18 protein-coding genes are annotated in these 25,307 nt (G+C 75.6%); 17 read left to right on the forward strand and 1 reads right to left on the reverse strand.

The features are described 5' to 3' along the window. Window positions 1-54 precede the first annotated feature (54 nt). A complete protein-coding gene (locus Q5761_RS04115; RefSeq protein WP_318751307.1) occupies window positions 55-2,775 on the forward strand; it encodes an endonuclease MutS2 in 2,721 nt (906 codons plus the stop codon). A 321-nt stretch (window positions 2,776-3,096) separates the two neighbouring features. Here Q5761_RS04115 and Q5761_RS04120 read toward each other — a convergent pair whose 3' ends face one another. After that, entirely contained in the window at window positions 3,097-6,369 is a 3,273-nt protein-coding gene (locus tag Q5761_RS04120) for a PBP1A family penicillin-binding protein (RefSeq protein ID WP_318751308.1), read from the reverse strand. 465 nt (window positions 6,370-6,834) lie between these two features. Between Q5761_RS04120 and tyrS the strand changes: the two genes are divergently transcribed. From tyrS to Q5761_RS04200, 16 genes are all read left to right on the forward strand, one after another. Continuing rightward, the gene (tyrS, locus tag Q5761_RS04125) at window positions 6,835-8,073 is read left to right on the forward strand and encodes a tyrosine--tRNA ligase (RefSeq protein ID WP_318751309.1); all 1,239 of its coding nucleotides are present in this window, start codon (window positions 6,835-6,837) and stop codon (window positions 8,071-8,073) included. A 58-nt stretch (window positions 8,074-8,131) separates the two neighbouring features. Next, on the forward strand, window positions 8,132-8,836 hold the full coding sequence (yunB, locus tag Q5761_RS04130; RefSeq protein WP_318751310.1) for a sporulation protein YunB: 705 nt from the start codon (window positions 8,132-8,134) through the stop codon (window positions 8,834-8,836). Window positions 8,837-9,028: 192 nt separating this feature from the next. Further along, window positions 9,029-9,997 carry a cysteine synthase A gene (gene cysK, locus Q5761_RS04135; protein WP_135225209.1) on the forward strand — a complete coding sequence of 323 codons (969 nt, stop codon included), beginning with the start codon at window positions 9,029-9,031 and terminating at the stop codon, window positions 9,995-9,997. Between the two features lie 328 nt (window positions 9,998-10,325). Beyond that, entirely contained in the window at window positions 10,326-11,072 is a 747-nt protein-coding gene (locus Q5761_RS04140; RefSeq protein WP_135225210.1) for a YebC/PmpR family DNA-binding transcriptional regulator, read from the forward strand. Between the two features lie 167 nt (window positions 11,073-11,239). Then, window positions 11,240-11,821: a hypothetical protein gene (locus Q5761_RS04145; RefSeq protein WP_135225211.1), complete on the forward strand. Its 582-nt coding sequence runs from the start codon at window positions 11,240-11,242 to the stop codon at window positions 11,819-11,821. 355 nt (window positions 11,822-12,176) lie between these two features. Next, complete coding sequence (gene ruvC, locus Q5761_RS04150) at window positions 12,177-12,803, forward strand: crossover junction endodeoxyribonuclease RuvC (RefSeq protein WP_135225212.1); 627 nt, start codon at window positions 12,177-12,179, stop codon at window positions 12,801-12,803. After that, window positions 12,800-13,468 carry a Holliday junction branch migration protein RuvA gene (ruvA, locus tag Q5761_RS04155; RefSeq protein WP_318751311.1) on the forward strand — a complete coding sequence of 223 codons (669 nt, stop codon included), beginning with the start codon at window positions 12,800-12,802 and terminating at the stop codon, window positions 13,466-13,468. Before ruvC ends, ruvA begins: the two co-directional genes overlap by 4 nt. After that, window positions 13,465-14,556 carry a Holliday junction branch migration DNA helicase RuvB gene (gene ruvB / locus Q5761_RS04160; RefSeq protein ID WP_318751312.1) on the forward strand — a complete coding sequence of 364 codons (1,092 nt, stop codon included), beginning with the start codon at window positions 13,465-13,467 and terminating at the stop codon, window positions 14,554-14,556. The genes ruvA and ruvB overlap by 4 nt, the downstream gene beginning before the upstream one ends. Before the next feature lie 104 nt (window positions 14,557-14,660). Further along, entirely contained in the window at window positions 14,661-14,876 is a 216-nt protein-coding gene (locus Q5761_RS04165; RefSeq protein ID WP_167758892.1) for a DUF2905 domain-containing protein, read from the forward strand. 362 nt (window positions 14,877-15,238) lie between these two features. After that, window positions 15,239-15,961 (forward strand): RNA polymerase sigma factor SigI, encoded by a 723-nt coding sequence (gene sigI / locus Q5761_RS04170; RefSeq protein WP_135225216.1) that lies wholly within the window; start codon window positions 15,239-15,241, stop codon window positions 15,959-15,961. A 115-nt stretch (window positions 15,962-16,076) separates the two neighbouring features. Next, window positions 16,077-17,798, forward strand: coding sequence for an anti-sigma factor domain-containing protein (locus Q5761_RS04175; protein ID WP_318751313.1), 1,722 nt, complete (start codon window positions 16,077-16,079; stop codon window positions 17,796-17,798). 255 nt (window positions 17,799-18,053) lie between these two features. Continuing rightward, window positions 18,054-19,118 (forward strand): tRNA preQ1(34) S-adenosylmethionine ribosyltransferase-isomerase QueA, encoded by a 1,065-nt coding sequence (queA, locus tag Q5761_RS04180; RefSeq protein ID WP_135225218.1) that lies wholly within the window; start codon window positions 18,054-18,056, stop codon window positions 19,116-19,118. Between the two features lie 283 nt (window positions 19,119-19,401). After that, entirely contained in the window at window positions 19,402-20,577 is a 1,176-nt protein-coding gene (gene tgt, locus Q5761_RS04185) for a tRNA guanosine(34) transglycosylase Tgt (RefSeq protein WP_318751314.1), read from the forward strand. Between the two features lie 193 nt (window positions 20,578-20,770). Next, the gene (gene yajC, locus Q5761_RS04190; RefSeq protein ID WP_135225220.1) at window positions 20,771-21,052 is read left to right on the forward strand and encodes a preprotein translocase subunit YajC; all 282 of its coding nucleotides are present in this window, start codon (window positions 20,771-20,773) and stop codon (window positions 21,050-21,052) included. Between the two features lie 433 nt (window positions 21,053-21,485). Further along, complete coding sequence (locus Q5761_RS04195) at window positions 21,486-23,150, forward strand: Glu/Leu/Phe/Val family dehydrogenase (RefSeq protein WP_413084564.1); 1,665 nt, start codon at window positions 21,486-21,488, stop codon at window positions 23,148-23,150. Window positions 23,151-23,759: 609 nt separating this feature from the next. Beyond that, window positions 23,760-25,304, forward strand: a complete 1,545-nt coding sequence (locus Q5761_RS04200) for an acyl-CoA carboxylase subunit beta (protein WP_318751606.1) — start codon at window positions 23,760-23,762, stop codon at window positions 25,302-25,304. The last annotated feature ends 3 nt before the right edge of the window (window positions 25,305-25,307 follow it).

The following is a 25,307-nucleotide window of genomic DNA, read 5'->3' on the forward strand; positions in this document are numbered from 1 at the left end:
AGCGCGGGGCGACGGGTCCGCCGCACGCCACGGACGCCGCCCGGGGAGACCGAGATGGATCCACGCAGTCTCGATCGGCTGGAGTACGGGAAGATCCTGGAACGTCTGGCCGCCCAGGCCAGTTTTTCTTTGGGGGCCGAGCGTTGCCGCGCCCTCGAGCCCCTGACCGATCCCGACGCCGTGCGCGAGCGGCAGGCGGAGACGGAAGAGGCCGCCCGCCTGCTGGAGCGGGAAGGCGAGGTGCCCCTGGGCGGCCTGGCCGACATTCGCCGCTCCCTCCAGCGGGCGGCCAAGGGCGGCACCCTGGCCCCCGACGAACTCCTGGCGGTGGCGGCGACGGCGCGGGGCGCCCGGCGGCTGCGGGCCTTCTTGCTCAACCGCGAGAACGCCTGCCCGCGGCTGGCTGCCCGAGCCGCTCGCCTGGTGCCCCAGCCCGAACTGGAGGAAGCCGTGGCAGCGGCCATCGGCGACGACGGCCGCGTGCGCGACGAGGCCAGCCCGCGCCTGGCGAGCCTGCGCCGACGACTGGCGGATCTCGAGGCGGCCATCCGGCAGCGGTTGGAGGCGATGGTGCGCTCCCCGCAGTGGGCCGCCGCGCTGCAGGAGCCGCTGGTCACCCAGCGGCGGGGCCGGTTCGTCCTGCCGGTGAAGGCCGAGGCCCGGGCGCAGGTGCCCGGCGTGGTCCACGACCAGTCGGCCAGCGGCGCCACGCTGTTCATCGAGCCCATGGCGGTGGTCGAACTCGGCAACCGCCTGCGGGAGGCGGAGGCCGAGGAGCAGGAGGAGGTGGAGCGCATCCTGGCCGAGCTCACCCGCCGGGTGGCGGCGGTGGGCGACGAGCTGGCCGCGACGTTGGAGGAGCTGGCGGAGCTGGACGCCATCTTCGCCCGGGGCCGGCTGGCCTTGGTCATGCGGGCCGAGCGGCCCGAGACCCTGGACCGGCCGCGGGTCGACCTCAAGCGGGCGCGCCACCCGCTGCTCGGGCCGGGCGCGGTGCCCATCGACGTGTGGCTCGGCGAGGGGACCGGGTTCGACGCCCTGGTGATCACCGGGCCCAATACCGGTGGCAAGACGGTGACCCTGAAGACCGTGGGGTTGCTCGCCCTGATGCACCAGGCGGGGCTCCACATCCCCGCGGCGCCCGGCAGCGCCCTGGGGGTGTTCCCCCAGATCTTCTGCGACGTGGGCGACGAGCAGAGCATCGAGCAGAGCCTGAGCACCTTCTCGTCCCACATGAGCGCCATCGTCGGGTTCGCGCGTGCGGCCCGTCCGGGTGCGCTGGTGCTGCTGGACGAGATCGGGGCCGGCACCGATCCCGACGAGGGCGCGGCCCTGGCCATCGCCCTGCTCGAGCACTTCCGCGACCGCGGCTGCCTGGTGGTGGCCACCACCCACTACAGCGCCCTCAAGGCCTACGCCTACCAGCAGCCCGGGGTGGAGAACGCCAGCGTCGAGTTCGATCCCGAGACCCTGCGGCCCACCTACCGCCTGTGGATCGGCCTACCCGGCAAGAGCATGGCCCTGGCCATCGCCCGGCGCCTGGGCCTGCCCGAGCCGATCCTCGAGCGGGCGCGGCAGGTCATGGGGGCGGGAGCCCACCGGGTCGAGGAGCTCATCGCCGCCATGGAGGCGGACCGCCGGGAGACCGCGGCGTTGCGGGCGGAGGCCGAGGCCAGGCGGCGGGAGGCGGAGGCGCTCCGCCAGGAGCGCCTCCGCGAGCTCGAGGCGCAGCGCCAGGAGCACCGGGCGCGCCTGGAGGCGCTCGAGCAGGAGATGGGCGCGGCGGTGCGGGAGGCCCGGCGCCAGACGGAGGGGCTGGTGGCGCAGCTGCGGGCGGCCATGGGCCGGCTCGAGGCGGCCCTGGCGGAGCTGGAGGAGCGGCGCCGGGCGCTGCGGTCCGGCGTCCTGCGCCCCGCGCCGCCCGGTGACGGGGATGGGGACGCCGACGCGGGGGCCCTCGACGGGGGGCGCGGTCCGGCTGCGGTGGACGGCGACAGCACTACCGGCGACGGGTGGGAGGCCGCGGCGGCCCAGGCCCTCGCCGAGGCCCGCGCGGCCCTGGAACAAAGCCGGCAGACCCTGGGCGTCCTGGAGGGACGCGCCCAGGCCGTGCACCGTCAAGTCCAGGAGGCCCGCCGCCAGGCGCGGGCGGGGGCCGCGGCCCGGCTGGCGGCGGGGCTGCGGCCGGGGGCCCGGGTGGAGGTCTTGAGCCTGCGGCAGCCGGCCGAGGTCCTCGAGGTTCCGGACGACCCGGACGAGCCGGTGACCGTGCAGGCGGGCATCCTGCGGATGCGGGTGCCCCTCGCGGACCTGCGGCTGCTGGACGAACCGGCCGCGGCGGCCGCCCCGGGTGCGGCGGCCGCCGCGGGGGCAGGGACGGGGGACGGCCCCGGTCGGGGCCCCGCCGGCGCCGCGGCCAAGGGCCGCCGGGAGCGGGAACGCCAGCGGCCGGCGGCGGGTGCGGACGACGTCACCGGCGCCCTGCAGCGGGCCCGGCTGATGCAGGCCAAGCTCCGGGAGTTCCAGCCGGAGATCCACCTGCGCCAGCTGACGGTGGACGAGGCGCTGGCCCGGTTGGACAAGTACCTGGACGACGCCCTCCTGGCGGGGGCGCCCCAGGTGCGGATCGTCCACGGCAAGGGGACCGGGGCCTTGCGCCGGGCCGTGCACGACTTCCTGCGCAAGCACCCCGCCGTGGCCTCGTTCCGGCTGGGCGCGCCCAACGAAGGCGGTGCGGGCGCCACAGTGGTGATGCTCAAGGACGGCTCGGCGTGACCGTGCCGTCGCGCCCCAGCCCGCGGGGCCTCCCTGTCTCGGCCGGACGCCGGCCGCGCCGCGCGGGTGGAGGCGCCAGGGCCCAGGCACGTCCCGTCGGCACCCGCACCGGCGCCGAAGGGCCGGCGGCCGCCCGGCCACCAGGGTCCGCCCCGGGTCCTGCGCCGTGGACGACGGGGCGCCGTGGACGGCCGGTCCGTAGAAGGAGGGGGCCGGCGCACCGCCGGCCCCCTCCAGCCATCGTCGTCTCCCGGGACGCCGATCCTCCGGTGGGTGGATGCCGGTCCCCCGTGGCCGCGGATCCGCCGGGGGATGCGACCCTCAGGCGGCCCGGCGCGTGAGGCCCGCCCACCAGCGGTCCCAATCGACCCGCCACGCGCCCGGTCCCAAGGGCAGGACGGCCTGGCCGCCGGCCGCCTCATCGTCGCCGTCCCCGCCGTCATCGCCCTCGCCCTGGGCCGGGACCGCCTCGACGACGACGCGGGCGCTCTCCTGGTGGTCGTCGTGGTCGATCTCCACCTGGTAGCGGCCGGGCTGACGGAAGGTCAGGGTGAGGGTGACCTGCTGCCCGGCCGGCACGTCGATCCGGCCGCCCCCGCCCGGGGCGGGGCGCCCGTTGATGGAGACCCGGACGCCCTCGTGGGGTTGGCCGAGGCCGTCGGCGATCACCAGTTGCACGGCCTGACCCGCCGTGACCCGCAGCGGACCGCCCGGCGCCAGCAGCTGCGTCGCCGGACCCGCCAGCCTCACGGTCACCGTGGCGGCGACGCCTCCGCCTCCGCCGCCCGGTCCGCGGCCTCGGCCGCCTTCGTCGTCGCCGGCCCCTGGCTCGCCCTGCTCGCCGCCCGGCTCGGCTTCGGCGCCGCGGACGGTGACCCGTAGGCGGACCACCATGGTCGTGGTGCCGCCGTCGGGTGCGGCGGAGGTGGCGGTGACGCGGAACTCGTGGTCGCCGGGTTCGGCCGGCAGCGTCAGCGGCACCTCGACGCTCTGCGAGGCGGCGACCTGGATCTGGCGATCGGGCAGGGGGACCGTCACCCGGTGGTCACGGCCGGCCACGTCGGTGATGCGGATGGTCGCCGTGCCGCCCGGCTCCCCGGTCACCGCGAGCTCGCCCGGCACGGGGCCCTCGGGGGTGAGCCAGATCTCGTTGGGGGCCCTGTCCCGCTGGAAGGCGGGCGCCGTGGTGCACGACGCCTTGGTCGGATCCGGAGGCCGGAGGGCGTAGTCCCGCGGCTGCGGGTAGCCCGTCGGGACCTCGGCCCGGGGCCGGTTGAAGAACGCCTTCTCCGTCGGCGTGCACGCGCAGCCCGGGGCGTAGACCAGCTCGGGGTTCTCCGCGCACACCGGCAGGGTCACCCACAGGTCCTCGGCCTGGGTGGGCTGGGTCCCCGCGGCGAAGACCTCGCGGTATCGCATGTCCTCGGGGCAGTGGGGGCCCGGCAGCAGCCCGGTGTTGGCGCACACCGTGGCGGTCACGATGCCGTCCGGCGGGTCGAACCAGCGCACGGGCTTGCCCTGGTGGGCGGCGGCCATGATGCGCCCCCAGATGGGACCGGGCACCCGCGCCCCCGAGGCGTTGGCGGGCAGGCGGCCGGTCTCTTTGTCCGGCACGGCATACCCGACCCAGACGGCCGCCGCGTACTGGGGCGTGAAGCCGACGAACCAGACGTCGCGATCGTCGTTGGTGCCGGTCTTGCCGGCCGCCGGGCGCCGGAAGTAGTTGTTGTGCACGCTGTAGCCGGTGCCGGTGGACGGCCGGTACAGGCGGCTGTCGGTGGGGAACCGGTGGGGCTCCATGACCTCCCGCATCATGTCCGCCAGCAGGTAGGCGACCCGTTCGTCCACGACCGCCTCCTTCTGGCTCTGGTGGCGGTACAGGACCCGACCCTGGGCGTCACGGATCTCCGCGACGATGTAGGCCGGCTCCCGCACTCCGCCGCGGGCCAGGGTGGCGTAGGCGTCGGCGACCTGGAGGGGCGAGACGCCTTCGGTGAAGCTGCCCAGGGCCAGCGGCGCCACGTCCCGGTCGCGGTCGACCAGCGGGAGCCCCAGGCGCCGGCCGAACTCCCACGCCTGGTCCACGCCGACCAGCTGCACCGCCCGGACGGCGACGGTGTTGATCGACCGCTTCAGTCCGAAGCGGAAGGGGGTGTAGCCGAAGTAGCGCGGTTCGAAGTTGGCGATCACGTGGGTGCCGCCGCCCGAGGGGACCGCCACCGCCACGTCGTCCACCGCCGTGGCGGGCGTGTAGCCGGCGGCCAACGCGGGGCCGTAGGCCGTGAGGGGCTTGGTGGCGGAGCCCAGGCCCCGTCGGCTGTCCTCGGCGAAGTTCCAGTCCCGGCCCCCCAACGGCTTCTCGTAGGAGCGGCCGCCGACCATGGCCACGATCTGGGCATTCTCCACGTCGATCAGCACCGCCGCCGCCTGCGGTCCGCGGTTGGGATCGTCGGGGGTCGGCATCGGGTAGCCCAGGGCTCGCAGGTGCTCCTGCTGGGCGCGGTAGGCGGCCCGCTGCAGCTCCGGGTCGACGGTGGAATAGATGCGCAGGCCGCCTTGGTAGAGCAACTCGCGCGCGCGCGCCTGGGCTGCCGCCGCGTCCAGGCCGTGGGTCGCGCGCAGCTGCTCCGCCAGGACCCGCTCCGTCTCCTCGATGATGTAGTCCACCACGTGACCGAACACGTCCTGGTCGGGGCGCGGACTCTGGGTGTTCACCTTGGGCCGGTTGGCCAGGACGTCCTCCTCGAGGGCCGCTTGGTACTGCTCCTCGGTGATGTAGCCGAGCTGCCGCATCTTGGCCAGCACCAGGCGCTGGCGCTCCTTCCAGCGCCCGTGCTCGGCACGCTCGCGGTCTTCCTTGGACGGCTCCTCCCCGGGGTCGGGGATGGGCGGCGGCGGGTAGGCCGACGGGTTCTTGGGGATCCCGGCCAGCACCGCGGCCTCGGCGATGGTGAGCTCCTCGACGGGCTTGCCGAAGTAGGTGTAGGAGGCCGCCTGGATGCCGTAGGCGCCGTTGCCGAAGTAGATCTGGTTCAGGTACATCTCCAGGATCTCGTCCTTGGTGAACCGGCGCTCCAGCTCGATGGCCAGGATCGCCTCCTGGATCTTCCGCCGCCAGGTGCGCTCCTGGGTCAGGAAGGCGCTCCGGGCCAGCTGCTGGGTGATGGTGCTGGCCCCCTGCAGGTGACCCCCGCGCAGGTTGTTGATCACCGCGCGGGCGATGCCGATGGGGTCGACCCCGAAGTGCTCGTAGAACCGCTCGTCCTCGATGGCGATGAAGGCGTTGCGCACGTGCTCGGGGATCCGCTCCAGCGGCACGACGATGCGGTTCTCGGGGCCCTGGATCTCCGTCAGCAGCTCGCCGTGGCGGTCGTAGATGAAGGAGGTCTGCGCCACCTGGGGCCGCAGGGCGGTGATGGGGCCCATGGCGCGCACCGCGCCCACCATGAACCCGGCCGCCAGCATGGTGCCGCTGATGCCGAAGAGGAACACCAGGAACAGGAACAGCCGCATCCAGCGCACGCGCCGCCACCAGGGGTTGCGTCGCCGGGGGCCACGGCCGCCGGCCCCCGACCCATGGGGATAACCGGCCACGCAGGTCCCTCCCCCTCCGGATGCTCTCCTCCGGGCCCCGCGTCCGCCCCCTCGGCCACCGGGGCAGGCCGGCGACCGGCGGGGGCCGGTTCGTCCTGCCGATTATACCATGGCGATGTTGCGGGGCCGGGGCGGGCCCGGCCGCCCTCCGCCCCTCCGGGGCGGCGCCGGTCCCCGCCCGGCTCGCCTTGTCAGTCCGTACCGGTTATATTACGTTCGTGCCAGCGCCGCGCCGGCTGGGGCGCCGGGGTCGTCCCGTCGCCGCCGTGTCCCCTGTCCCCCCGGGTCGCGGCCCCGCGCCCAGGGGGTCGGGGCTGGGGCGCCGCCCGGCCGGCGGGGCGGCGGGTCGGCGGAGCGCGGCTTGGGGCCGCGCGGGTCCGCCTCTTTGACCCTGCCCGGGACGCGGCGACGCGGCGGACGCGGGGAAGGAATCCCAGCGGGAAGGAAGGGGTACGGGGGAAGGCCATGGCCCGACGCGCCGAGACGGCCCTCTCGCCCCGCGAGCAGCTGGAGGTGCTGCGGCGCGGGGCGGCGGAGATCGTCACCGAGGACGAGCTGCTGCGGAAGCTCGAGCGTTCCGTCCGCACCGGGCGTCCGCTCCGGGTCAAGCTCGGCCTCGACCCCACGGCACCCGACCTGCACCTGGGGCACACCGTGGTCCTGCGCAAGCTGCGCCAGTTCCAGGACCTGGGCCACCAGGTGGTGCTGATCATCGGCGACTTCACCGGACGCATCGGCGACCCCACGGGCAAGTCGGTGACCCGCCCCCAGCTGACGGAGGAGCAGGTGCGGGAGAACGCGCGGACGTACGCCGAGCAGCTGGGCCGCATCCTGGACATGGAGCGCACCGAGCTGACCTTCAACGACCGGTGGCTGGGGGCCATGACCTTCGCCGACGTGGTGCGCCTGGCCGCCAAGTACACGGTGGCGCGCATGCTGGAGCGGGACGACTTCGCCCAGCGCTACCGGGAGGGGCGGCCCATCGCGATCCACGAGTTCCTCTACCCCTTGGCGCAGGCCTACGACTCGGTGGCCGTGCGGGCCGACGTGGAGCTGGGCGGCACCGACCAGAAGTTCAACCTGCTGGTGGGCCGCGAGATCCAGCGCGAGTACGGCCAGGAGCCCCAGGTGGCGCTGCTCATGCCGCTGCTAGAGGGCACCGACGGCAGGGACAAGATGTCCAAGTCGCTGGGGAACTACATCGGCATCGCCGAGCCGCCGGGCGAGATGTTCGGCAAGACCATGTCCATCCCCGACCCGCTGATCGTCAAGTACATGGTCCTGGCCACCGACCTGGACATGGACGAGATCCGTCGCCTGGAGCGGGGCATGGCGGAGGGGACCGTCAACCCCCGGGACGCGAAGCTGCGGCTGGCCCACGCCCTGGTGCGCATGTACCACGGGAAGGCAGCAGCCGACGCGGCCCAGGAGGAGTTCCTCCGCGTGTTCAGCCGCCACGAGCTGCCCGCCGCGATGCCCGAGGTCACCCTGCCCGCCCCGCGGCTCGACGCCGTGCGCCTGTTGCGGGTGGCCGGGATGGCGCCCTCCAACAGCGAGGCGCGCCGGCTGATCGAGCAGGGGGCGGTGCGCCTGGACGGCCGGCGCATCACCGACCCCCACGCGGCGCTGGCCCCCGCCGACGGCGCCGTGCTGCAGGTGGGCAAGCGGCGGTTCGCAAGGCTGCGCCTGCCCGGCGGCGCATAGACATAGCCCGGGACCGCGTGTCGCGCCGGTTGGCGCCGGTCCCGGGATGGTGACGCCCGTGGCCTACGTGCGCCGGAGGAACCGGCGGGGGTGGGGCTGGTCGCCGCGGATCCGCCCCGGCCGGTGGACGCTCCTGGTGGTGGCGGTCCTGGGTGGCTTGTGGATGGTGTGGGCGGTGGAGCGGGCCCTGGCCCCCGCCCTGATGGCCGCCGCCCGCCGGGAGGCCGAGATCCGGGCGGTGGAGGCGATCGCCGCCGCCGTGGAGGCGGAGGTCGCGGGCCGTTACCGGCCCGATGACGTGGTGCGGGTCCAGTACGACGGCGGCCGCCCCGTGTTCGTCCAGGTCAACACGCCGCTGATCGTGGACATCCAGGCCCGGGTCATGCGCGCGGTCCAGGACCGGCTGGACGCCCTGCGCGACGACCCCGTGGCGATCCCGCTGGGGGCGTTCCTGGGCACCGAGCTGTTGGCCGGGCGAGGCCCGGCCATCGACGTCCGCATCCTCCCCCTCGGTCGCGTCGACGTGGACGTGGAGAGCCGGTTCGACGGCGCCGGGATCAACCAGGTCCGGCATCGCGTGGTCCTGGTGATCCGCACCGCCGTGCGGGTCGTCATCCCCCTCTACGGCGACACCGTCCCCGTCCAGGTGCCGGTGCCGCTGGTGGAGACGGTGATCCCCGGCGAGGTGCCGCCCTGGATCGCGCCGTGGCCGGGGACGGCGCCCGGGGCCGGCGGCGGGGCGGGCGCGGCCCCCGGCTCGTGACCCCCGCCGCTCCCCCGTCGGCCTCCGCCGGGCGCGGGGCGGCTGCGCCCCGGGCGGTCGCGTCCCTCCCCCTCCTGGTATGCTGGAGGCGGCGGGGAGGCGTGCGCTGGCCGGGAAGGCGGCCGAGCGCCCTTCCCGCCGGTCCCGGCGCCGGCGACCGGGACGCCACTCTGCCCATGGGAGGTCGCGGCATTGGCCGACGCGAAGGTGCAGGCCGGACGGGTGGCGAGCGACGTGCTGCAGCTGATCGGCGGCACGCCGGTGGTGCGCCTGAACCGCGTGATCCCGCGCGACGCCGCCGAGGTCTGGGTCAAGCTGGAGTCCTACAACCCCGCCGGTTCCGTCAAGGACCGCATCGCCCTCAGCATGATCGAGGCCGCCGAGCGGGAGGGACGGCTCAAGCCGGGGTACACCATCGTGGAGCCCACCAGCGGCAACACCGGCATCGGCCTGGCGATGGTGGCGGCGGTCAAGGGCTACCGGTTGATCCTGGTCATGCCCGAGACGATGTCCCTGGAGCGGCGGGCCCTGCTGCGCGCCTACGGCGCCGAGCTGGTGCTGACGCCGGGCGCCGACGGGATGGCCGGCGCCATCCGCAAGGCGGAGGAGCTGGTGGCCGAACACCCTACGTATTTCATGCCGATGCAGTTCGACAACCCCGCCAACCCCGAGGTCCACCGCCGGACCACCGCCGAGGAGATCCTCGAGCAGATGGAGGGGCGGCTAGACGCCTTCGTCGCCGGGGTGGGCACCGGCGGGACGCTGACGGGTGTCGGGGAGGTGCTCAAGGAGCGCCTGCCGGGATGCCTGGTGGTGGCGGTCGAACCGGCCTACTCGGCCGTGCTCTCGGGCGGCGAGCCGGGTCCGCACCGGATCCAGGGCATCGGGGCCGGGTTCGTCCCGCGGGTGCTGAACCGGGCGGTGATCGACCGGGTGATCCCGGTGCGCGACGAGGACGCGGTGGTCATGATGCGGCGACTGGCGCGGGAGGAGGGGCTCTTGCTGGGGATCTCGTCCGGGGCCGCGGCCTGGGCGGCGCGCCAGGTGGCGCGGGAGCTGGGCCCCGGCCGCCGGGTGCTGGCGGTGATGCCCGACACGGGCGAGCGCTACCTGTCGATGATGGAGGACCTGGCCGCCTTCGTGCGGGACGAGGGCGGGTGAGGGCCGTCCCGGGCGCCTGGGGGCGGCCGTGCTACAATAGGGCGCGGCGAACGGGCGCGGCGTGGGGCAGGCGCGGCCCGCGGTCGGCGTGCGGGCCGCGGTCGGATCGCGGGCCGGGATCCGGCGGCGGCCGACGCGCTGCAGGGCCGGCGCCCCACGCCGCTGCCCCAGGGTTGCCCGGTCGCCGGCCCGATACGGGGTGCGACCGGCGGGCCGGACCGGACGATGCGACCTCGGCAGGACGGACGGAACCATCGCGGTCACACGGAAAGGATTCGGAACGTGGTGGCGGTGGCAACGTGGTGACGGTCTGCGGGAGGATGGAGGCATGGCAGGGCATTCCAAGTGGGCGAACCGAAAGCACCGCAAGGCTCGCCAGGATGCCAAGAAGGGGAAGATCTTCTCCAAGCTCTCGCGGGAGATCATCACCGCCGTGCGCCAGGGCGGCGGCGACCCCGACGCCAACCCGCGCCTGCGGCTGGCCCTGGAGCGGGCCCGGCAGTTCAGCATGCCCGCGGAGAACATCGAGCGCGCGATCAAGCGCGGCCTGGGCCAGTCCGAGGCCGACGCCTACGAGGAGCTGATCTACGAGGGCTACGGCCCGGGCGGCGTGGCCCTGATGCTGGAGATCCTGACGGACAACCGCAACCGCAGCGCCAGCGAGATCCGGCACATCTTCGCCAAGCATGGGGGCAACCTGGGCGAGAGCGGGTGCGTGGCATGGATGTTCGACCGCAAGGGCGTCATCACCGTGCCGACCCAGGGGGCGCCCGGCGAGGACGACCTGCTGTTGCTGGCGGTGGAGGCGGGGGCGGAGGACCTCAAGCAGGACGACGGCTTCTACACGATCTACACCGACCCCGACGACCTCCACCGGGTGCGGGAGGCGCTGGAGAAGGCCGGCGTGCCCATCGAGGACGCGGCGCTGCGCATGGTGCCCAAGACCGAGGTCAAGGTCGAGGGCAAGGAGGCGGAGCAGCTCCTGCGCCTCTTGGACGCGCTGGAGGACCACGACGACGTCCAGGAGATCTACGGCAACTTCGAGCTGCCCGACGAGATGCTGGTGGAGTCCTGACCTCGGCGGGCGGCGCCCTGACCTTCGCGGAGGGGACGCGACCGGCGCGGCGCTGCACGGGGAGGCCGTCCGGCGGCGCATAGGCGCGTGTACTGCGGGGCATCCTGGGCCGCGGAAGACCGCCCGCGACGGCGGATGCGGAGCGGCTGGGGAGGCGGCCCGCGGCGATGGCGCGGAGGCATGCCGTGGCGGCGACGCTGTTGGCGGCGGCCATCCTGGCCGGGGTCGGGGTCGGCGCCTACTGGTGGCGCCAGGACGCGGCGGACCGCGGCCAAGGCGGGACGCCGTCGCGCCGGCGGGCGTCCCCGCTGGTGAACCTGACCCTGACGCCGGACACCCGGCTGGTCGAGCGCACGCGCTACCCCGCCTGCGGCGAGGCGGTGCTGGAGACCGAGCGGCCGCCCACGCCGGTGGAGACCGGCTGGCGCCTGTCGGACCTCCTGCGCAGCCGGGACACGTGGCGGCTGGCGCAGGCCACGCCGGATCGCATCGTGCTCGAGCGCCAGCGGCCGGGTCCGTGTCCGCCTGCCGCCTGGTTGCGGTACCGCACCGTCCGCCTCCACCAGGGACACGTGGCCGTCTTCTACGGCCGGCCCGGGCGCCAGGGGCGGGACCTCGGGCCGTTGCGCCTGCTCACCGACCTTCCCGCCGAGCGCCTGCTCCCCGGGGATCGCCGGCGCCTGGAACAGGGGCTGGTGGTCGAAGGCGACGGGGAGGCCTGGCACGTCCTGGAGAGCCTCACGCCCTAGCGCAGGCCGCGCGCTGGAGCGGCTCGCGCCGCGAGCCCATGGCCCGCGCGGGAGAGCCCCACGGCGTCTGGAGCGCCCCACGACGTCTGGAGCGCCTCGCGACGTCACGAGTGCCGCACGGCGTGGCGCACGGCCGCGCGGCCGGGGCCGTCGGCGGCCGTCGCGGGCCCGGGTCGACGGGGAAGCCTGCTTCGTCCCCTGCTTCCCTGTGCACCGGCTCACCCCCGGAAGGCGCGCCTCACCCCCGGAAGGCGCTGCCTCATCCCACGTCCCGGACCGCTGGCGGCCACCCTGGCAACCGCAAGGAAGCGTCGTCCCCCCGTCGAAGAACCCAGGTTGGACGGGAGGGATGGCGGTGCGGGTGCTGGGCATCGACCCGGGGACGGCCACCATGGGCTTCGGGATCGTGGCGGTCTCCGGCACGACGCTGGTCCCCGTCGCGTACGGCGTGATCCGGACGCCGGCGGGCCAGCCGGCGGCGCTGCGGCTGGCGGCCATCCACCGCGATCTCGGGGAGCTGATCCGCCGGCACCGGCCCCACGCCATGGCGGTGGAGCGCCTGTTCCTCCAGAAGAACCGGTCCAGCGCCCTGCACGTGGGCCAGGCCCGGGGCGTCGCCCTGCTGGCCGCGGCCCAGGCCGGCCTTCCCGTGTACGAGTACGCGCCCCATGAGGTGAAGCAGGCGGTGGTCGGCTACGGCCGCGCGGCCAAGGACCAGGTCCAGCGCATGGTCCAGGCGCTGCTCGGCATGGCCCGTCCGCCGGTACCCGACGACGCGGCGGATGCGCTGGCGGTGGCGGTCTGCTGCCTCCACGCCCGGACGTCGGCCTGGGCGGGGGGTGGGGCGGCGACGGAGCCCGCCTGGGCGCCGGGTGCCGCGGCGGTGGCCGGGGCGGTGCGGCCGGCCGGCGGCGGGGAGGGAGGGGGCGCCACGGCCCCGGGCGGGCGGCCGTCGGCCGGCGGCGGGGGGGTCGGCGCGTGATCGCCTTCCTGCGCGGCCGGCTGGCGGCCGTGGCCGGCGACGAGGTGTGGATCGACGTGGGCGGGGTCGGCTTTCGCGTGGCCGTCTCCCGCCAGACCCAGCGGCGGCTCCCTGGGGTGGGCGAGCCCGTTCGGCTCCTCACCCGGCTCGTGGTGCGGGAGGAGCAATGGGCGCTCTACGGGTTCGCCACCGCGGACGAACAGGCGGCCTTCGACGCCCTCCTGGCCGTCAGCGGGGTGGGCCCCCGGGTCGCGCTGGCGGTGCTCTCGGTGCTCACGCCGGAGGAGCTGCGACGGGCCGCGGTGCTGCAGGATCCGGCGCCCTTGACCCGGGCGCCCGGGGTCGGGCCGAAGCTGGCGCGGCGCATGGTGATGGAGCTGCGCGACCGGCTGGGGGAGCCCGCGGCCGCAGGCGCGGGCGGGGGCGCCTCGCCGGGCGCAGAACCCGTCGGTCGTCCTGGCCCGGGACCGCTGGGGGGCGAGCAGTCCCCCCGGGCCGATGCGATGGCGGCGCTGGAGGCCCTGGGCTACACCCGTGTCGAAGCGGAGGGCGCCCTGGCCGCGGCCGCCGCTGAGGTCGAACCGGACGCCCCCGCGGCCGCGTGGGTGCGGGCGGCGCTGCGGGTGCTGGGCGGCGCCCGCGCGGCGGGAGGTGCGGGCCGATGATCGAAGAGGAACGGGTGGTCTCCAGCCGGCTGCAGCCCGGGGATGCGCCCCTCGAGGCGGGCCTGCGGCCCCAGTCCCTGGCCGACTTCCCCGGCCAGGAGGCGGTCAAGGAGAGGCTGGCGATCTACATCCAGGCGGCGCGGGAGCGCGGCGACGCGCTGGATCACGTGCTTCTCTACGGGCCGCCGGGCTTGGGCAAGACGTCGCTGGCCCACGTGATCGCCCGCGAGCTGGGCGTGGGCTTTCGCATGACCTCGGGACCGGCCATCGAGCGGGCCGGGGACCTGGCCGCGCTGCTGACCAACCTCAACGACCGGGACGTGCTGTTCATCGACGAGATCCACCGGTTGCCCCGGCCGGTCGAGGAGGTCCTCTACCCCGCCATGGAGGACTTCGCCCTCGACCTGATCATCGGCAAGGGGCCGGCGGCGCGCTCGCTGCGCATCGACCTGCCCCGCTTCACCCTGGTGGGGGCGACCACCCGGGCGGGTCGGCTCACGGGACCGCTGCGCGACCGGTTCGGGGTGCTCCTGCGCCTCGAGTACTACCGCCCGGAGGAGCTGGTCCAGATCGTCCTGCGTTCGGCGCGGATCCTCGGCGTACCCATCGATCCCGAGGGGGCCGAGGAGGTGGCCCGGCGGGCGCGCGGCACGCCGCGGGTCGCCAACCGGCTGCTGCGGCGGCTGCGCGACTACGCCCAGGTGCGGGCCGACGGCGTGATCACCGCCGAGGTGGCCCGGGCGGGCCTGGACCTGATGGAGGTCGACCCGCTGGGGCTCGATCGCGCGGACCGGCGGCTGCTGACGGTGATGGCGGAGCACTACGGCGGCGGGCCGGTCGGCCTGGAGACCCTGGCGGCGGCCATCGGCGAGGAGCCGGAGACCATCGAGGACGTCTACGAGCCGTATCTGATGCAGATGGGATTCCTCCAGCGGACGCCGCGCGGGCGGGTGCTGGCGCGTCGCGCGTACGAGCACCTGGGATTGCCGGTGCCCCCCAGCCTCGAGGAGGGGACCGCGGCCGGCGCGGCCGGTTCGTCGGGAGCCGGGGCCGCGGCGGATCCACAGCAGCGGCTGGCGGGTCTGTAAAGATTTCGTCACAATGTTGTAAACTTCGTTCGAGAAGGCGGGCGAGGGGGCAGCCCCTCGCCCGCCTTGGACCCGCGGGTCGAGGACGGGTGAGGACGGTGGGGATGAGCGAGATCGGACGCTGGCTGGTGATCATGGGGCTCGGGCTCGCCGCCTTCGGCCTGGTGCTGTGGCTGGCCGGGCGCGTGGGCTTCGGCGGCCTGCCGGGGGACATCGTCATCCGGCGCGGCAACTTCACCTTCTTCTTCCCCCTCGCCAGCTCGCTGGTCCTGAGCTTGCTCCTGACCCTGGTGCTGAACCTGCTGTTCCGGGGGCGGTAGCGGGCGATGGCCTGATCGGGAGGCGTCAGCCGCCGGCGGCCGGTCCCGGGCAGCATCCGGCGGTGGCGTCGCCTCGGGGGCGGTCGGGGGCGGTGGCGTCGTCTCCGGGGCGGTTGCCGGCGGTGGCGCCGCCGGCGCGCCACGCCACCGTCCGGAGGTGCCCCTGGCGGATGCGCGGGCGCCTGCGCGGCGGGGACGGCGCGGGTCCGCCGGCCGCGCGGGACGGCCTGCCGGGTCGGTGCAGCGGGTGAGGGGGCGGGGGGAGCGCGGGGCGGCCGAGGCGGACGCCGTGCGGGCATGGGGCGGCAGGAGCGGGAAGGACCCGGCCGCCCCGGAGGGGAGCCAGCCGACGGGGTGGAGCCATGGGTGCCAGCCCCCTGGGGACGGACCAGCTGATCGTCGCGGCCAAGGCGGGGGACGACGACGCCCGCAACGAGCTGATCCGGGCGTACACTCCCTTCGTCCTCAAGGTGGCGTCCCGCGTCTGCGGCCGCTACCTGCACCCCGGCCAGGACGAGGAGATCAGCATCGGGCTCCTGGCCTTCAACGAGGCCATCGATCGCTTCGACGCCCGCCGGGGCAACAACTTCATCGCCTTCGCCGAGACGGTGATCAAGCGCCGGCTCATCGATCACTTCCGCAAGCAGACCGCGACCCGGGTGGCGGTCCCCTTCAGCGATCTGGAGACGGAGGACGAGGACGGCCATCCCGTCAACCAGGTGGACATCCAGGCGGCCCTGGACCGCCATGCCCTGGCGGAGGAGGCCTGGGAGCGGCGTCAGGAGATCCTGCGGCTGCAGCAGGAGCTGGCCCAGTTCGGCATCCGGTTCAGCGACCTCGTGGAGAGCTGTCCGAAGCACAAGGACGCCCGCGACCGGGCGATCCAGGTCGCCCGGCGCCTGGCCACGGTTCCCGCCTACCGGGAAGCCCTCCTCAAGAACCGCACCCTGCCCCTGCGGGAGCTGGCGGCCGACCCCCTGGTGCAGGCCTCCCGCAAGACCCTGGAGCGACAGCGCAAGTACATCGTGGCCGTTGCCCTGATCCTCATGGGCGACTATGTATACCTGCAGGAGTACGTGGCATGAGCGGGAATCCGCGAAGCGACGGGAGAACCACCCCCGCAGCGGGTGCTTCCGCTGCGTAGGGAGTAACGGGGCGGGGCGCCGCGATCCAGCCGGTCGGGGGAGGCGGGCAGGGCCGATGGGGGCCAAGGCGGTGGTGCTGGAGATCGACGGGGACAGCGCCGTCGTCCTGCGGGAGGGCGGCGAGTTCCTGCGCGTGCCCCTGCGCGGTCGCCGATGGCAGGTGGGGCAGGAGGTGGTCCTCGACCCGGTGCCCGCCCGCCGGTCGCCCTGGCGGCGGCTGATCGTCTGGTCGGCGGCCGCGGCGCTGCTGGTCGGCGTCTTCAGCGGCTTCCTGGTCACCCCGGCGGCCGCCCAGCCGGCCGGGTACGTCACGGTGGACCTGGACCCCGCCCGGGTGGGCCTGGTGACCGATGCGTGGGCGGTGGTGCTGGGCGTTGAGCCCCTCACGCGCGAGGCGGTGGCGCTGGTGGAGCCCGTGGCGTGGGCCGGGGTGCCGGTGGACCGGGCCATCGTGGGGCTGATCGAGCGGGCCCTGGGGCAGCCGGGGATGCAGCCCGGCGTGGTGGTCATCGCCGCCGCTCCGTTGGCGGAGGGGCTCGGGCTGCCGCCGGCGGTGCGGCAGGCGGTGGGGCGCGCCCAATGGGGCACGGCGCGGCTGCTGGATCGGGGCACCGAGCCCGCGGCTGCCGCCGTCATCGCCGTCGAGGATCCGGAGGTGGGGGTGCGCCTCGCCCAGCTGGCCCGGCGGACCGGGATGTCGCTGTTCCAGGTCGCGGCGCTGCTCGGCGCCCGGATCCAGCAGATCGGCGGCGTCCAGGCCGGCGGGGAGGGTCCGGAGGCGGTCCGGCGGGCGTTGGCGGAGCTGGCCGACCTGCCGCCGGAGCAGTTGCACCGGGCGTGGTCGGCGGCACCGAGCCCAGGGGTCGTGGCGGACGGGGCGGCGACCGCGGGCGGCGCCGCCGCCCCGGGCCCTGGCTCCCGCCGGGTGCCGGGGCAGGGTCGGCCCGCATCCCCGTCGGGCCGCGGGGCGGCCGCCGACTCCGCAGCGCAGGGCGGATCGCGGGGGCCCGCCGCGGCCGGAGCGGGGGACGGCGCGCTCCCGTCCCCGGTGATCGGGCTGCAGCTGGTCGACCTGCTCGGCCGGCAGATCGACGGCATCGTGCGGGGACTTCTGCTGCTCCGCCCCATCCCGGCGGAGGCCGGGTCGCCGTCGCGCCCGGCCACGGAGGGGGCGGGGCGCGGCCAGGGCGGCGCCGAAGGGACCCGCGGGCCGGGGGTGGTGGCGGGCCGCCCGGGGCCCGCCGAGAGGGGGCGCGGCACGGCGGACGGCGGGGACGGCGGCGGTCGGGGCCGCGGCGAGCAGGGCCGCGCGCAACGGCTGGCCGACGACCGGTCGGCCCAGGGGACGGTGCAGCCGGCGCCGCCGGCGGTCCGCCGGCCCTCCGCGGACCGGCGGGATGACACGGACGACCGGCGCCAGGACCGGCGCGGCGGCCGGGCCTCCGGCGGCCCCCGCGATGGCGGCGGGCGGGAGGCCGATGGCCGCCGCCGGACCGACCCCGCGGGCGGACGGTCCGGGCAGGGTGCGGGCGAGCCCGCCCGGCGCCAGGAGGCCGCGTCACCGTCTCCCCGTGCGCCCGAGCGGCACCACCGGGGGAACGAAGGCGCGGGGACGGAGGGGCGCAGGGAGCGGGACGACCGCTCGCGCCGGCAGGCCGACGCCGGGCGGCTCGACCTGGGCGAGCTCCTCGAGGACCTGTGGACGTGTTCGGAGCAAGACCACGGCCCGTTGGGCCGCCTCTTCGGGAGCATCAAGGAGCCGCTGCTCTGCCGCTAGCCAGGGCCCCTGGCCCGCGCCTGGGACGCTCCGCCCGCTCCGGGCGGGGCTCCATCCCCGGGGCGGGGGGGCGGCCCCGCGCCGCGCAGCGGTCCCGGACGGCCGGCCCGACGCCTCCCCCTCCCGGACGGCCGGCCCGACGCCTCCCCGACGCCACGGCCCCAGGGCGAAGCCCCGGGGCCTCGTTGCGTCCGTTGTGCCATAATGGCCTTCGTGATCCCCGTGGCGGCGTGCGAGGGAGGCGCTGCAGGCGCGATGCGGGTCGACGAGTTCGACTACGACCTGCCGCCCGAGCTCATCGCCCAGGAGCCGCTGCCCGAGCGGGACGCCTCGCGCCTGATGGTGGTCGACCGCGACAGTGGGCGATGGATCCACGCCCGTTTCCGCGACCTGCCCCGCTTCTTGCGGCCGGGCGATTGCCTGGTCCTCAACGACACCCGGGTGCGGCCGGCGCGCCTCTTCGGCCGCCGCGCCACGGGCGGGCAGGTGGAGTTCCTGCTCCTCGACCCCCTGGGCGACGGCCGGTGGCTGGCCCTGGGCCGGCCGGGGCGCCGGTTGCGGGCGGGGACGGTGGCGATCTGCGGCGACGACCGCCCCCTCCGGGTCCACGTGGAGGAGGTGCGGGACGGCGGCGAGCGGGTGATCCGCCTCGAGCCGCCGTCCGGGGAGACGGTGGACGAGACCCTGCAGCGGCTGGGCCGCGTCCCCCTCCCGCCCTACATCCGCAAGGAGCTGGACGACCCGGAGCGCTACCAGACGGTCTATGCCCGGGAGGAGGGTTCGGTCGCCGCGCCCACCGCGGGGCTGCACTTCACCCCCGAGCTCCTGGCCCGGCTCGAGGCCCAGGGCGTCCGGATCGCCTACCTGACCCTCCACGTGGGCGTGGGCACCTTCCGCCCGGTGACAGTGGACCGCGTGGAGGAACACCGGATGCACGCCGAGTTCTACCGGGTCGAACCGGCGACCGCCGCGGCGATCAACGCCACCCGCGCCCAGGGCGGCCGGGTGGTGGCGGTGGGCACCACCGTCACCCGCACCCTGGAGACCGTGGCCGCCGACGACGGCACCGTCCGGCCGGGCAGCGGGTGGACCGACCTGTTCATCTACCCCGGGTACCGGTTCAAGGCCATCGACGGCCTGATCACCAACTTCCACCTGCCGCGGTCGACCCTGATCATGCTGGTGGCCGCGCTGCTGGGCAAGGAGCGGACCCTGGCCGCGTACCGGGAGGCGGTGGCCCGGCGGTACCGGTTCTTCAGCTTCGGCGACGCGATGCTGATCCTGCCGGGCGTGGCCCCGCACGCCGGGGAGCCCGCGTAGCCGCCGGGCCCGGTGGCGGCGGCCCCGGCGGCCGGGGCCGCCGCCCGGGCGCCCGCTCGGGGCGACGGGACGATCCGACGCCCCTCGGGGGAGGGGCAGCCGGCGCCGGCGGCACCGGTCCAGACCCCCTTCCGGGCAACGGGGCGATCCGGCGCCCCTCGGGGCACCGAGGCGCGTGGAGGGCTTTCCCGGCGCCGGCCGGGCCCGCGCCGATCCCCCGGGGTGGGAACGGGCGGCAGGCTGCGGCGGGAGAACCTGGCGTCGGCAGGGAGGCGGACGGTCCTTGAGCGGTTGGCACGGGTGGTTCACCATCGAGCACCGGGAGGCCCACAGCCAGGCCCGCACCGGCCGGCTCGCGACCCCCCACGGCACGGTGGAGACGCCGGTGTTCATGCCCGTCGGCACCCAGGCCGCGGTGAAGACCTTGAGCCCCCACGAGCTGCGGGCGGTGGGGGCGCAGATCATCCTGAGCAACACCTACCACCTCTATCTGCGGCCGGGCTCCGCGGTCGTGGCGGCCGCCGGGGGCCTGCACCGCTTCATGGCCTGGGAGGGGCCGATCCTGACCGACAGCGGCGGCTTCCAGGTGTTCAGCCTGGCCTCCCTGCGGGAGGTCACGGCCGACGGCGTGCGCTTCCGCTCCCACCTGGACGGGTCGGAGCACCTCTTTACGCCGGAGCTGTCCATGGCGGTGCAGCGGGACCTGGGGGCGGACATCATCATGTGCTTCGACGAGTGCCTGGCCTTCCCGGCCCCGTACGACGCCGTGGCGGCCAGCGTCGAGCGCACCACCCGCTGGGCTCGGCGCTGCCACCGCGCCTGGCGGGAGGAGGGCCGGCCCGACCGGCAGGCGCTGTTCGGCATCGTCCAGGGCGGCGTCTACGCCGACCTGCGGCGCCGGTCGGCGGAGGCGCTGGTGGAACTGGACCTGCCGGGTTACGCCGTGGGCGGGCTGAGCGTCGGGGAGCCGGCGGGCCTGACGGTGGCCGTGCTCGAGGCCGTGGTCCCGCTGTTGCCGGCGGACCGGCCGCGGTACCTGATGGGCGTGGGCACGCCCGATCTGATCCTGGAGGCGGTGTGGCGGGGCATCGACATGATGGACTGCGTGCTGCCGACCCGCATGGCCCGGCACGGCACCGTCTTCACCTCGGAGGGCAGGCTGACCGTGCGCAACGCCGCTTTCGCCCGCGACTTCCGCCCGCTGGACCCGGCGTGCGACTGCTACGCCTGCCGTCACTTCACCCGCGCCTACATCCGCCACCTGCTCAAGGTCAACGAGACCCTGGGCATGCGCCTGACGACGATCCACAACCTGCGCTACCTCCACCGCTTCATGGAGCGATTGCGTCAGGCGGTGCGCGCGGACCGGCTGCCGGAGTTCCGCGCCGCCTTCTACGCAGGGGAGGGGGCAGCCCTGGGCTTCCGCCCGCCGGAGCCGGCGACGCTGCCGGGGGCGTAGGCGGCGACCCCCGGCGGAGGCGGCCGGTTCGTCCGGACGAACCCGGCCCGGCCAGGGGCCCGCGCCGCGGCGGCTCGGGCGCCGGGAGCGCGGGGGACCGCCTCGGCCGACGGGGCGCGACGAGCCGGGAGGAGGCCGCCGGCGGCCCGCGAACCGGTGTAGGGTACACTTTGCGGGGAGGCGAGGTGGCGCCGTGCCGGAACAGGAGAACGCCCTGCTGGTCAACCTGCTGATCTTCGCGCTGTTCTTCGGCCTGATGTGGTTCATGCTGATCCGGCCGCAGCAACAGCAGCAGCGGCGCAGACGGGAGATGCTGGCGCGCCTCAAGGTGGGCGACAAGGTGGTCACCATCGGCGGCATCTTCGGCACCCTGACGCGGGTGGACGAAGACACGGTGCGCCTGCGCATCGCCGACAAGGTGGAGATCCGCCTCAGTCGCGACGCGGTGGCCCGGGTCCTGGGGCAGGACGACTAGCCGTCCTGCGCCCGGTCCGAGCCCGCGGCCCGGGGGCGGGCCGCGGGCTCGGACCGGCGGGAGCCTGCGCACGCACCCCAGGGCCGGGCCGGCGGCCGGGAGGGGGAGACGGGGAGGGGCCGTGGGGGCCTGCCGCAGCCGCAACGCAGCGGAAGGGGGCCTCACGGTGACCGTGCATCGCGGGCAGAGCCAAGGCGACGGGAACGGGCGGGGCGGCGAGGGCCATGGGCGGGAGGGCCGGTCCCGACCGGCCGGGCGGCCTGGGCCGGCGGGGCCGGCCCAGGCCGCAACGGGAGGCTCGCCCGCTGCGGCGGGGCGGCTTCGGGCAGCGACGGTGCGTCCGCCGGCTGCGGCGGAGCGGTCCCCGGCTGCGGCGGGGCGGCTGCCGGCTACGGCGGAGCCGTCCCCGGATGCGGCGGGGCGGCCGCCCGCCGTGGGGGGGCGGCCCCCGGATGCGGTGGAGCGGCCGCCCGACGTGGCGGGGCGGCTTCGGGGTGCGACGGGGCGGCCCGACGCCCCAGCGGGACAGCCGCCGGCGATCCCGCCCGCGTCCCGGCCGCCGTCCCGACCGGACGGCGGCCGGGACGGCGTGCCGCAGCCGGCCCCGGGAGCCGCCTCCCTGGAGGCGGGGGCGCCGCTGACCCCCACGGTGACGACGGTGCCGAGCCCGCCGGCGGGGCCGGCCCGGCCGGCCCCGCCGCGGGAGCCCGAGCCCCCGGCCGCAGCGGAGGACGCGTCGGCGACGGAGCCGACCGAGGGGGAGCGGGAACGGGTGGCGCGGCGGGGCTCGCAAGGCGACCCCGGGGCGACGGGGGAGGCGGCGGCCGACCTGCCGAACCCCTACGAGGTGGCCAAGCGGGAGCTCGCCCGGGCCTGTGAGGCCCTGGGGCTCGACCCGGCGGTGTACCGCATCCTGGCCCGGCCGCTCCGCTTCGTCGAGGTGGCCATCCCCGTCCGCATGGACGACGGCCGCACGGAGGTCTTCGTCGGGTACCGGTCCCAGCACAACGACGCCCTGGGTCCCACCAAGGGCGGGATCCGCTTCCATCCCCAGGTCACCCCCGACGAGGTCAAGGCCCTCTCCATGTGGATGACGCTCAAGTGCGCCCTGCTGCAGGTCCCCTTCGGCGGGGGCAAGGGCGGGGTGGTGTGCGACCCCAAGCGCATGTCCGCGCGGGAACTGGAGGGGCTCAGCCGCGGCTACATCCAGGCCATGGCCCAGGTCATGGGCGAGGAGAAGGACATCCCCGCCCCCGACGTCTACACCACGGCCCAGGTCATGGCGTGGATCGCCGACGAGTTCAGCCAGATCCGCCAGCAGAACGCCTTCGCCGTCGTCACCGGCAAACCCCTGGTCATCGGGGGCTCGTTGGGTCGCCGGGAGGCGACGGCGCGGGGGGCGGTGACGGTGGTGCGGGAGGCGGCAGCCGCCCTCGGGCTCGACCTGCGCCGCGCCACCGCGGCCATCCAGGGCTACGGCAACGCGGGCAGCGTGGCGCACCGGCTGCTGCACCAGCTGGGCGTGCGGGTGATCGCCGTCAGCGATTCCCGGGGCGGCATCCTGGACGAACGCGGCCTGGACCCGGCGGCCGTGGCGGCGCACAAGGAGACCACCGGCAGCGTCGCCGGCTTCCCCGGGGCCCGCGGCATCGACAACGCGGAGTTGCTCACGCTGCCTTGTGATATCCTGTTGCCGGCCGCGCTGGAGAACCAGATCACCGCCGCCAACGCCCACCGCATCCAGGCGCGCCTGGTGGGCGAGATCGCCAACGGGCCCACCACGCCCGACGCGCACCAGACCCTGGTGGAACGCGGTGTGGTGGTGCTGCCCGACATCCTGACCAACGCCGGGGGCGTGACCGTCAGCTACTTCGAGTGGGTCCAGAACCAGTGCCACTGGACCTGGTCGGAGGAGGAGGTCAACCGGCGCTTGGAGGAGCGCATGGTCCGCGCCTTCCGCCGCGTGTGGGAGGCGGCTCAGCGGCTCCGCACCCGGGATCTGCGCCTGGCGGCCTACACCGTGGCGGTGGCGCGGGTGACGGAGGCCATGCAGGTGCGCGGCTGGATCCACCGCACCGACAGCAGCTTCCGCTCGTAGCGGTCCGGGGGCGTGCCCGGCCGGCTGCGCGGCGAAGGCCGCGCGGGGCGGGACCGCCTCGGGGCCGGGCCGCGCAGCCCCGCGCCGGGACGCCGCGGGCGGAGATGCCGGGGCGGGGCGGAGCTCCCGGCGCGCTCGCGGCCCCGCGCGGCGTCCGGCGGGACGGGAAGGGACCGGAGGAACCAGGACATGATCGGCTTCGGCGAGGGAACGGGTGAGGGAACCCGGGATCGACGGGCGGAGCGGGCCGCCGGCCGCGAAGGCCGGCGCCGTGCCGTCCGGGACGAAGGGGATGCGGCGCGCCCGGAGGCGGGCGCTGCGGCCGGCGCGTCCGCCACCGGTGGACCCGGTGGGGGCGAGGGCGGGGGCTGTCGCTGGCGGGGTGGGACGGGACGGCCGGCGGGCGACCCGCCCCCGTCGCCGCAGGGGGCGGCGAGCGCCGGAGCCGGCGCGTCGCAGGCCGGTGGCCTGCCGCCGGACGCCGCGGCCGGGGGCCGGGGGCCGACCGCCGCGGCCGGCGACCGGCCCCCGGCCGGCGGGCCGGGTGGGGCCGGCGCCCCGAGCCCGGGACCCGGCGAGCGGGGCGGGACGCCGCCAGCGGCCGCCCCCATGGCCGCCAAGGTGGCGGAGCTGCGGTCGCGCCGCCAGCGCCTGGAGCTCGGCGGCGGCCCCGAGCGCATCGCCCAGCAGCGGGCGAAGGGCAAGCTCACCGCCCGCGAACGCCTGGCGCTCCTGCTCGACCCCGGCAGCTTCCAGGAGATCGGCCTGTTCGTCCAGCACCGGGCGCGGGAGTTCGGCATGGAGGGCAAGGAGGCGCCGGGCGATGGCGTGATCACCGGCTTCGGCCGGATCGACGGCCGGCTGGTGTACGTCTTCGCCCAGGACTTCACCGTGATCGGCGGGACCCTGGGCGAGATGCACGCCGCCAAGATCTGCAAGGTGATGGACCTGGCCCTCGAGACCGGCTCCCCCCTGATCGGCATCAACGACTCCGGCGGCGCCCGGATCCAGGAGGGCGTGGCCTCCCTGGACGGGTTCGCCAAGATCTTCGCCCGGAACACCTGGGCCTCGGGCGTGATCCCCCAGATCTCGGTGATCATGGGGCCGTGCGCCGGCGGCGCCGTGTACTCGCCGGCCATCACCGACTTCGTCTTCATGGTCGAGGGCACGAGCCAGATGTTCATCACCGGTCCCGACGTGATCAAGGCGGTGACCGGCGAGACCATCAGCTTCGAGGAGCTGGGCGGCGCCGCGACCCACACCGCCCGCAGCGGCGTGGCGCACTTCTACGCCCGGGACGAGCGGGAGTGCCTCGGCCTGATCCGTCGGCTCCTCGGCTACCTGCCCTCCAACAACCTGGAGGACCCGCCGCTGGAGGACACCGGCGACCCCCCGGACCGGCTCGCTCCCGAGCTGGAACGGGCGGTTCCCACCGACCCCAACAAGCCCTACGACGTGCGCCGGGTGATCGAGGCGGTGGTGGACCGCGGCAGCTTCCTGGAGGTCCACCAGCGCTTCGCGCAGAGCGCGGTGGTCGGCTTCGCCCGCCTGGCGGGGCAGGTGGTGGGGGTGGTGGCCAACCAGCCGCGGGTGCTGGCCGGGTGTCTCGACATCGACTCGTCGGACAAGATCGCCCGCTTCGTGCGGTTTTGCGACGCCTTCAACATCCCGCTGCTGACCTTCGTCGACACGCCGGGCTACCTCCCGGGGCGCGCCCAGGAGCACGGCGGCATCATCCGTCACGGCGCCAAGGTGCTCTACGCCTATGCCGAGGCGACGGTGCCGAAGATCTCCGTCGTGCTGCGCAAGGCGTACGGCGGCGCCTACATCGCCATGTGCTGCCGCGGCTTGGGCGCGGACTATGCCTTCGCCTGGCCGACCGCGGAGATCGCGGTAATGGGACCGGAGGGGGCGTGCAACATCGTCTTCCGGCGGGAGATCGCGGAGGCGGACAACCCGGCCGCCGTGCGCGCCGCCAAGGTCCGCGAGTACCGCGAGGTGTTCGCGAGCCCCTACGTGGCGGCGGCCCGCGGCTACGTGGACGACGTGATCGAGCCCGCGACCACGCGGCTGCGGGTCGCGGCGGCGCTGGCCAGCCTGGTCGGCAAGCGGGAGCAGCGGCCGGCGAAGAAGCACGGCAACATCCCCTTGTAGGCC

The sequence above is a fragment of the Thermaerobacter composti genome (assembly GCF_033582035.1).
GTDB classification, from domain to species: Bacteria; Bacillota; Sulfobacillia; order Thermaerobacterales; family Thermaerobacteraceae; genus Thermaerobacter; species Thermaerobacter composti.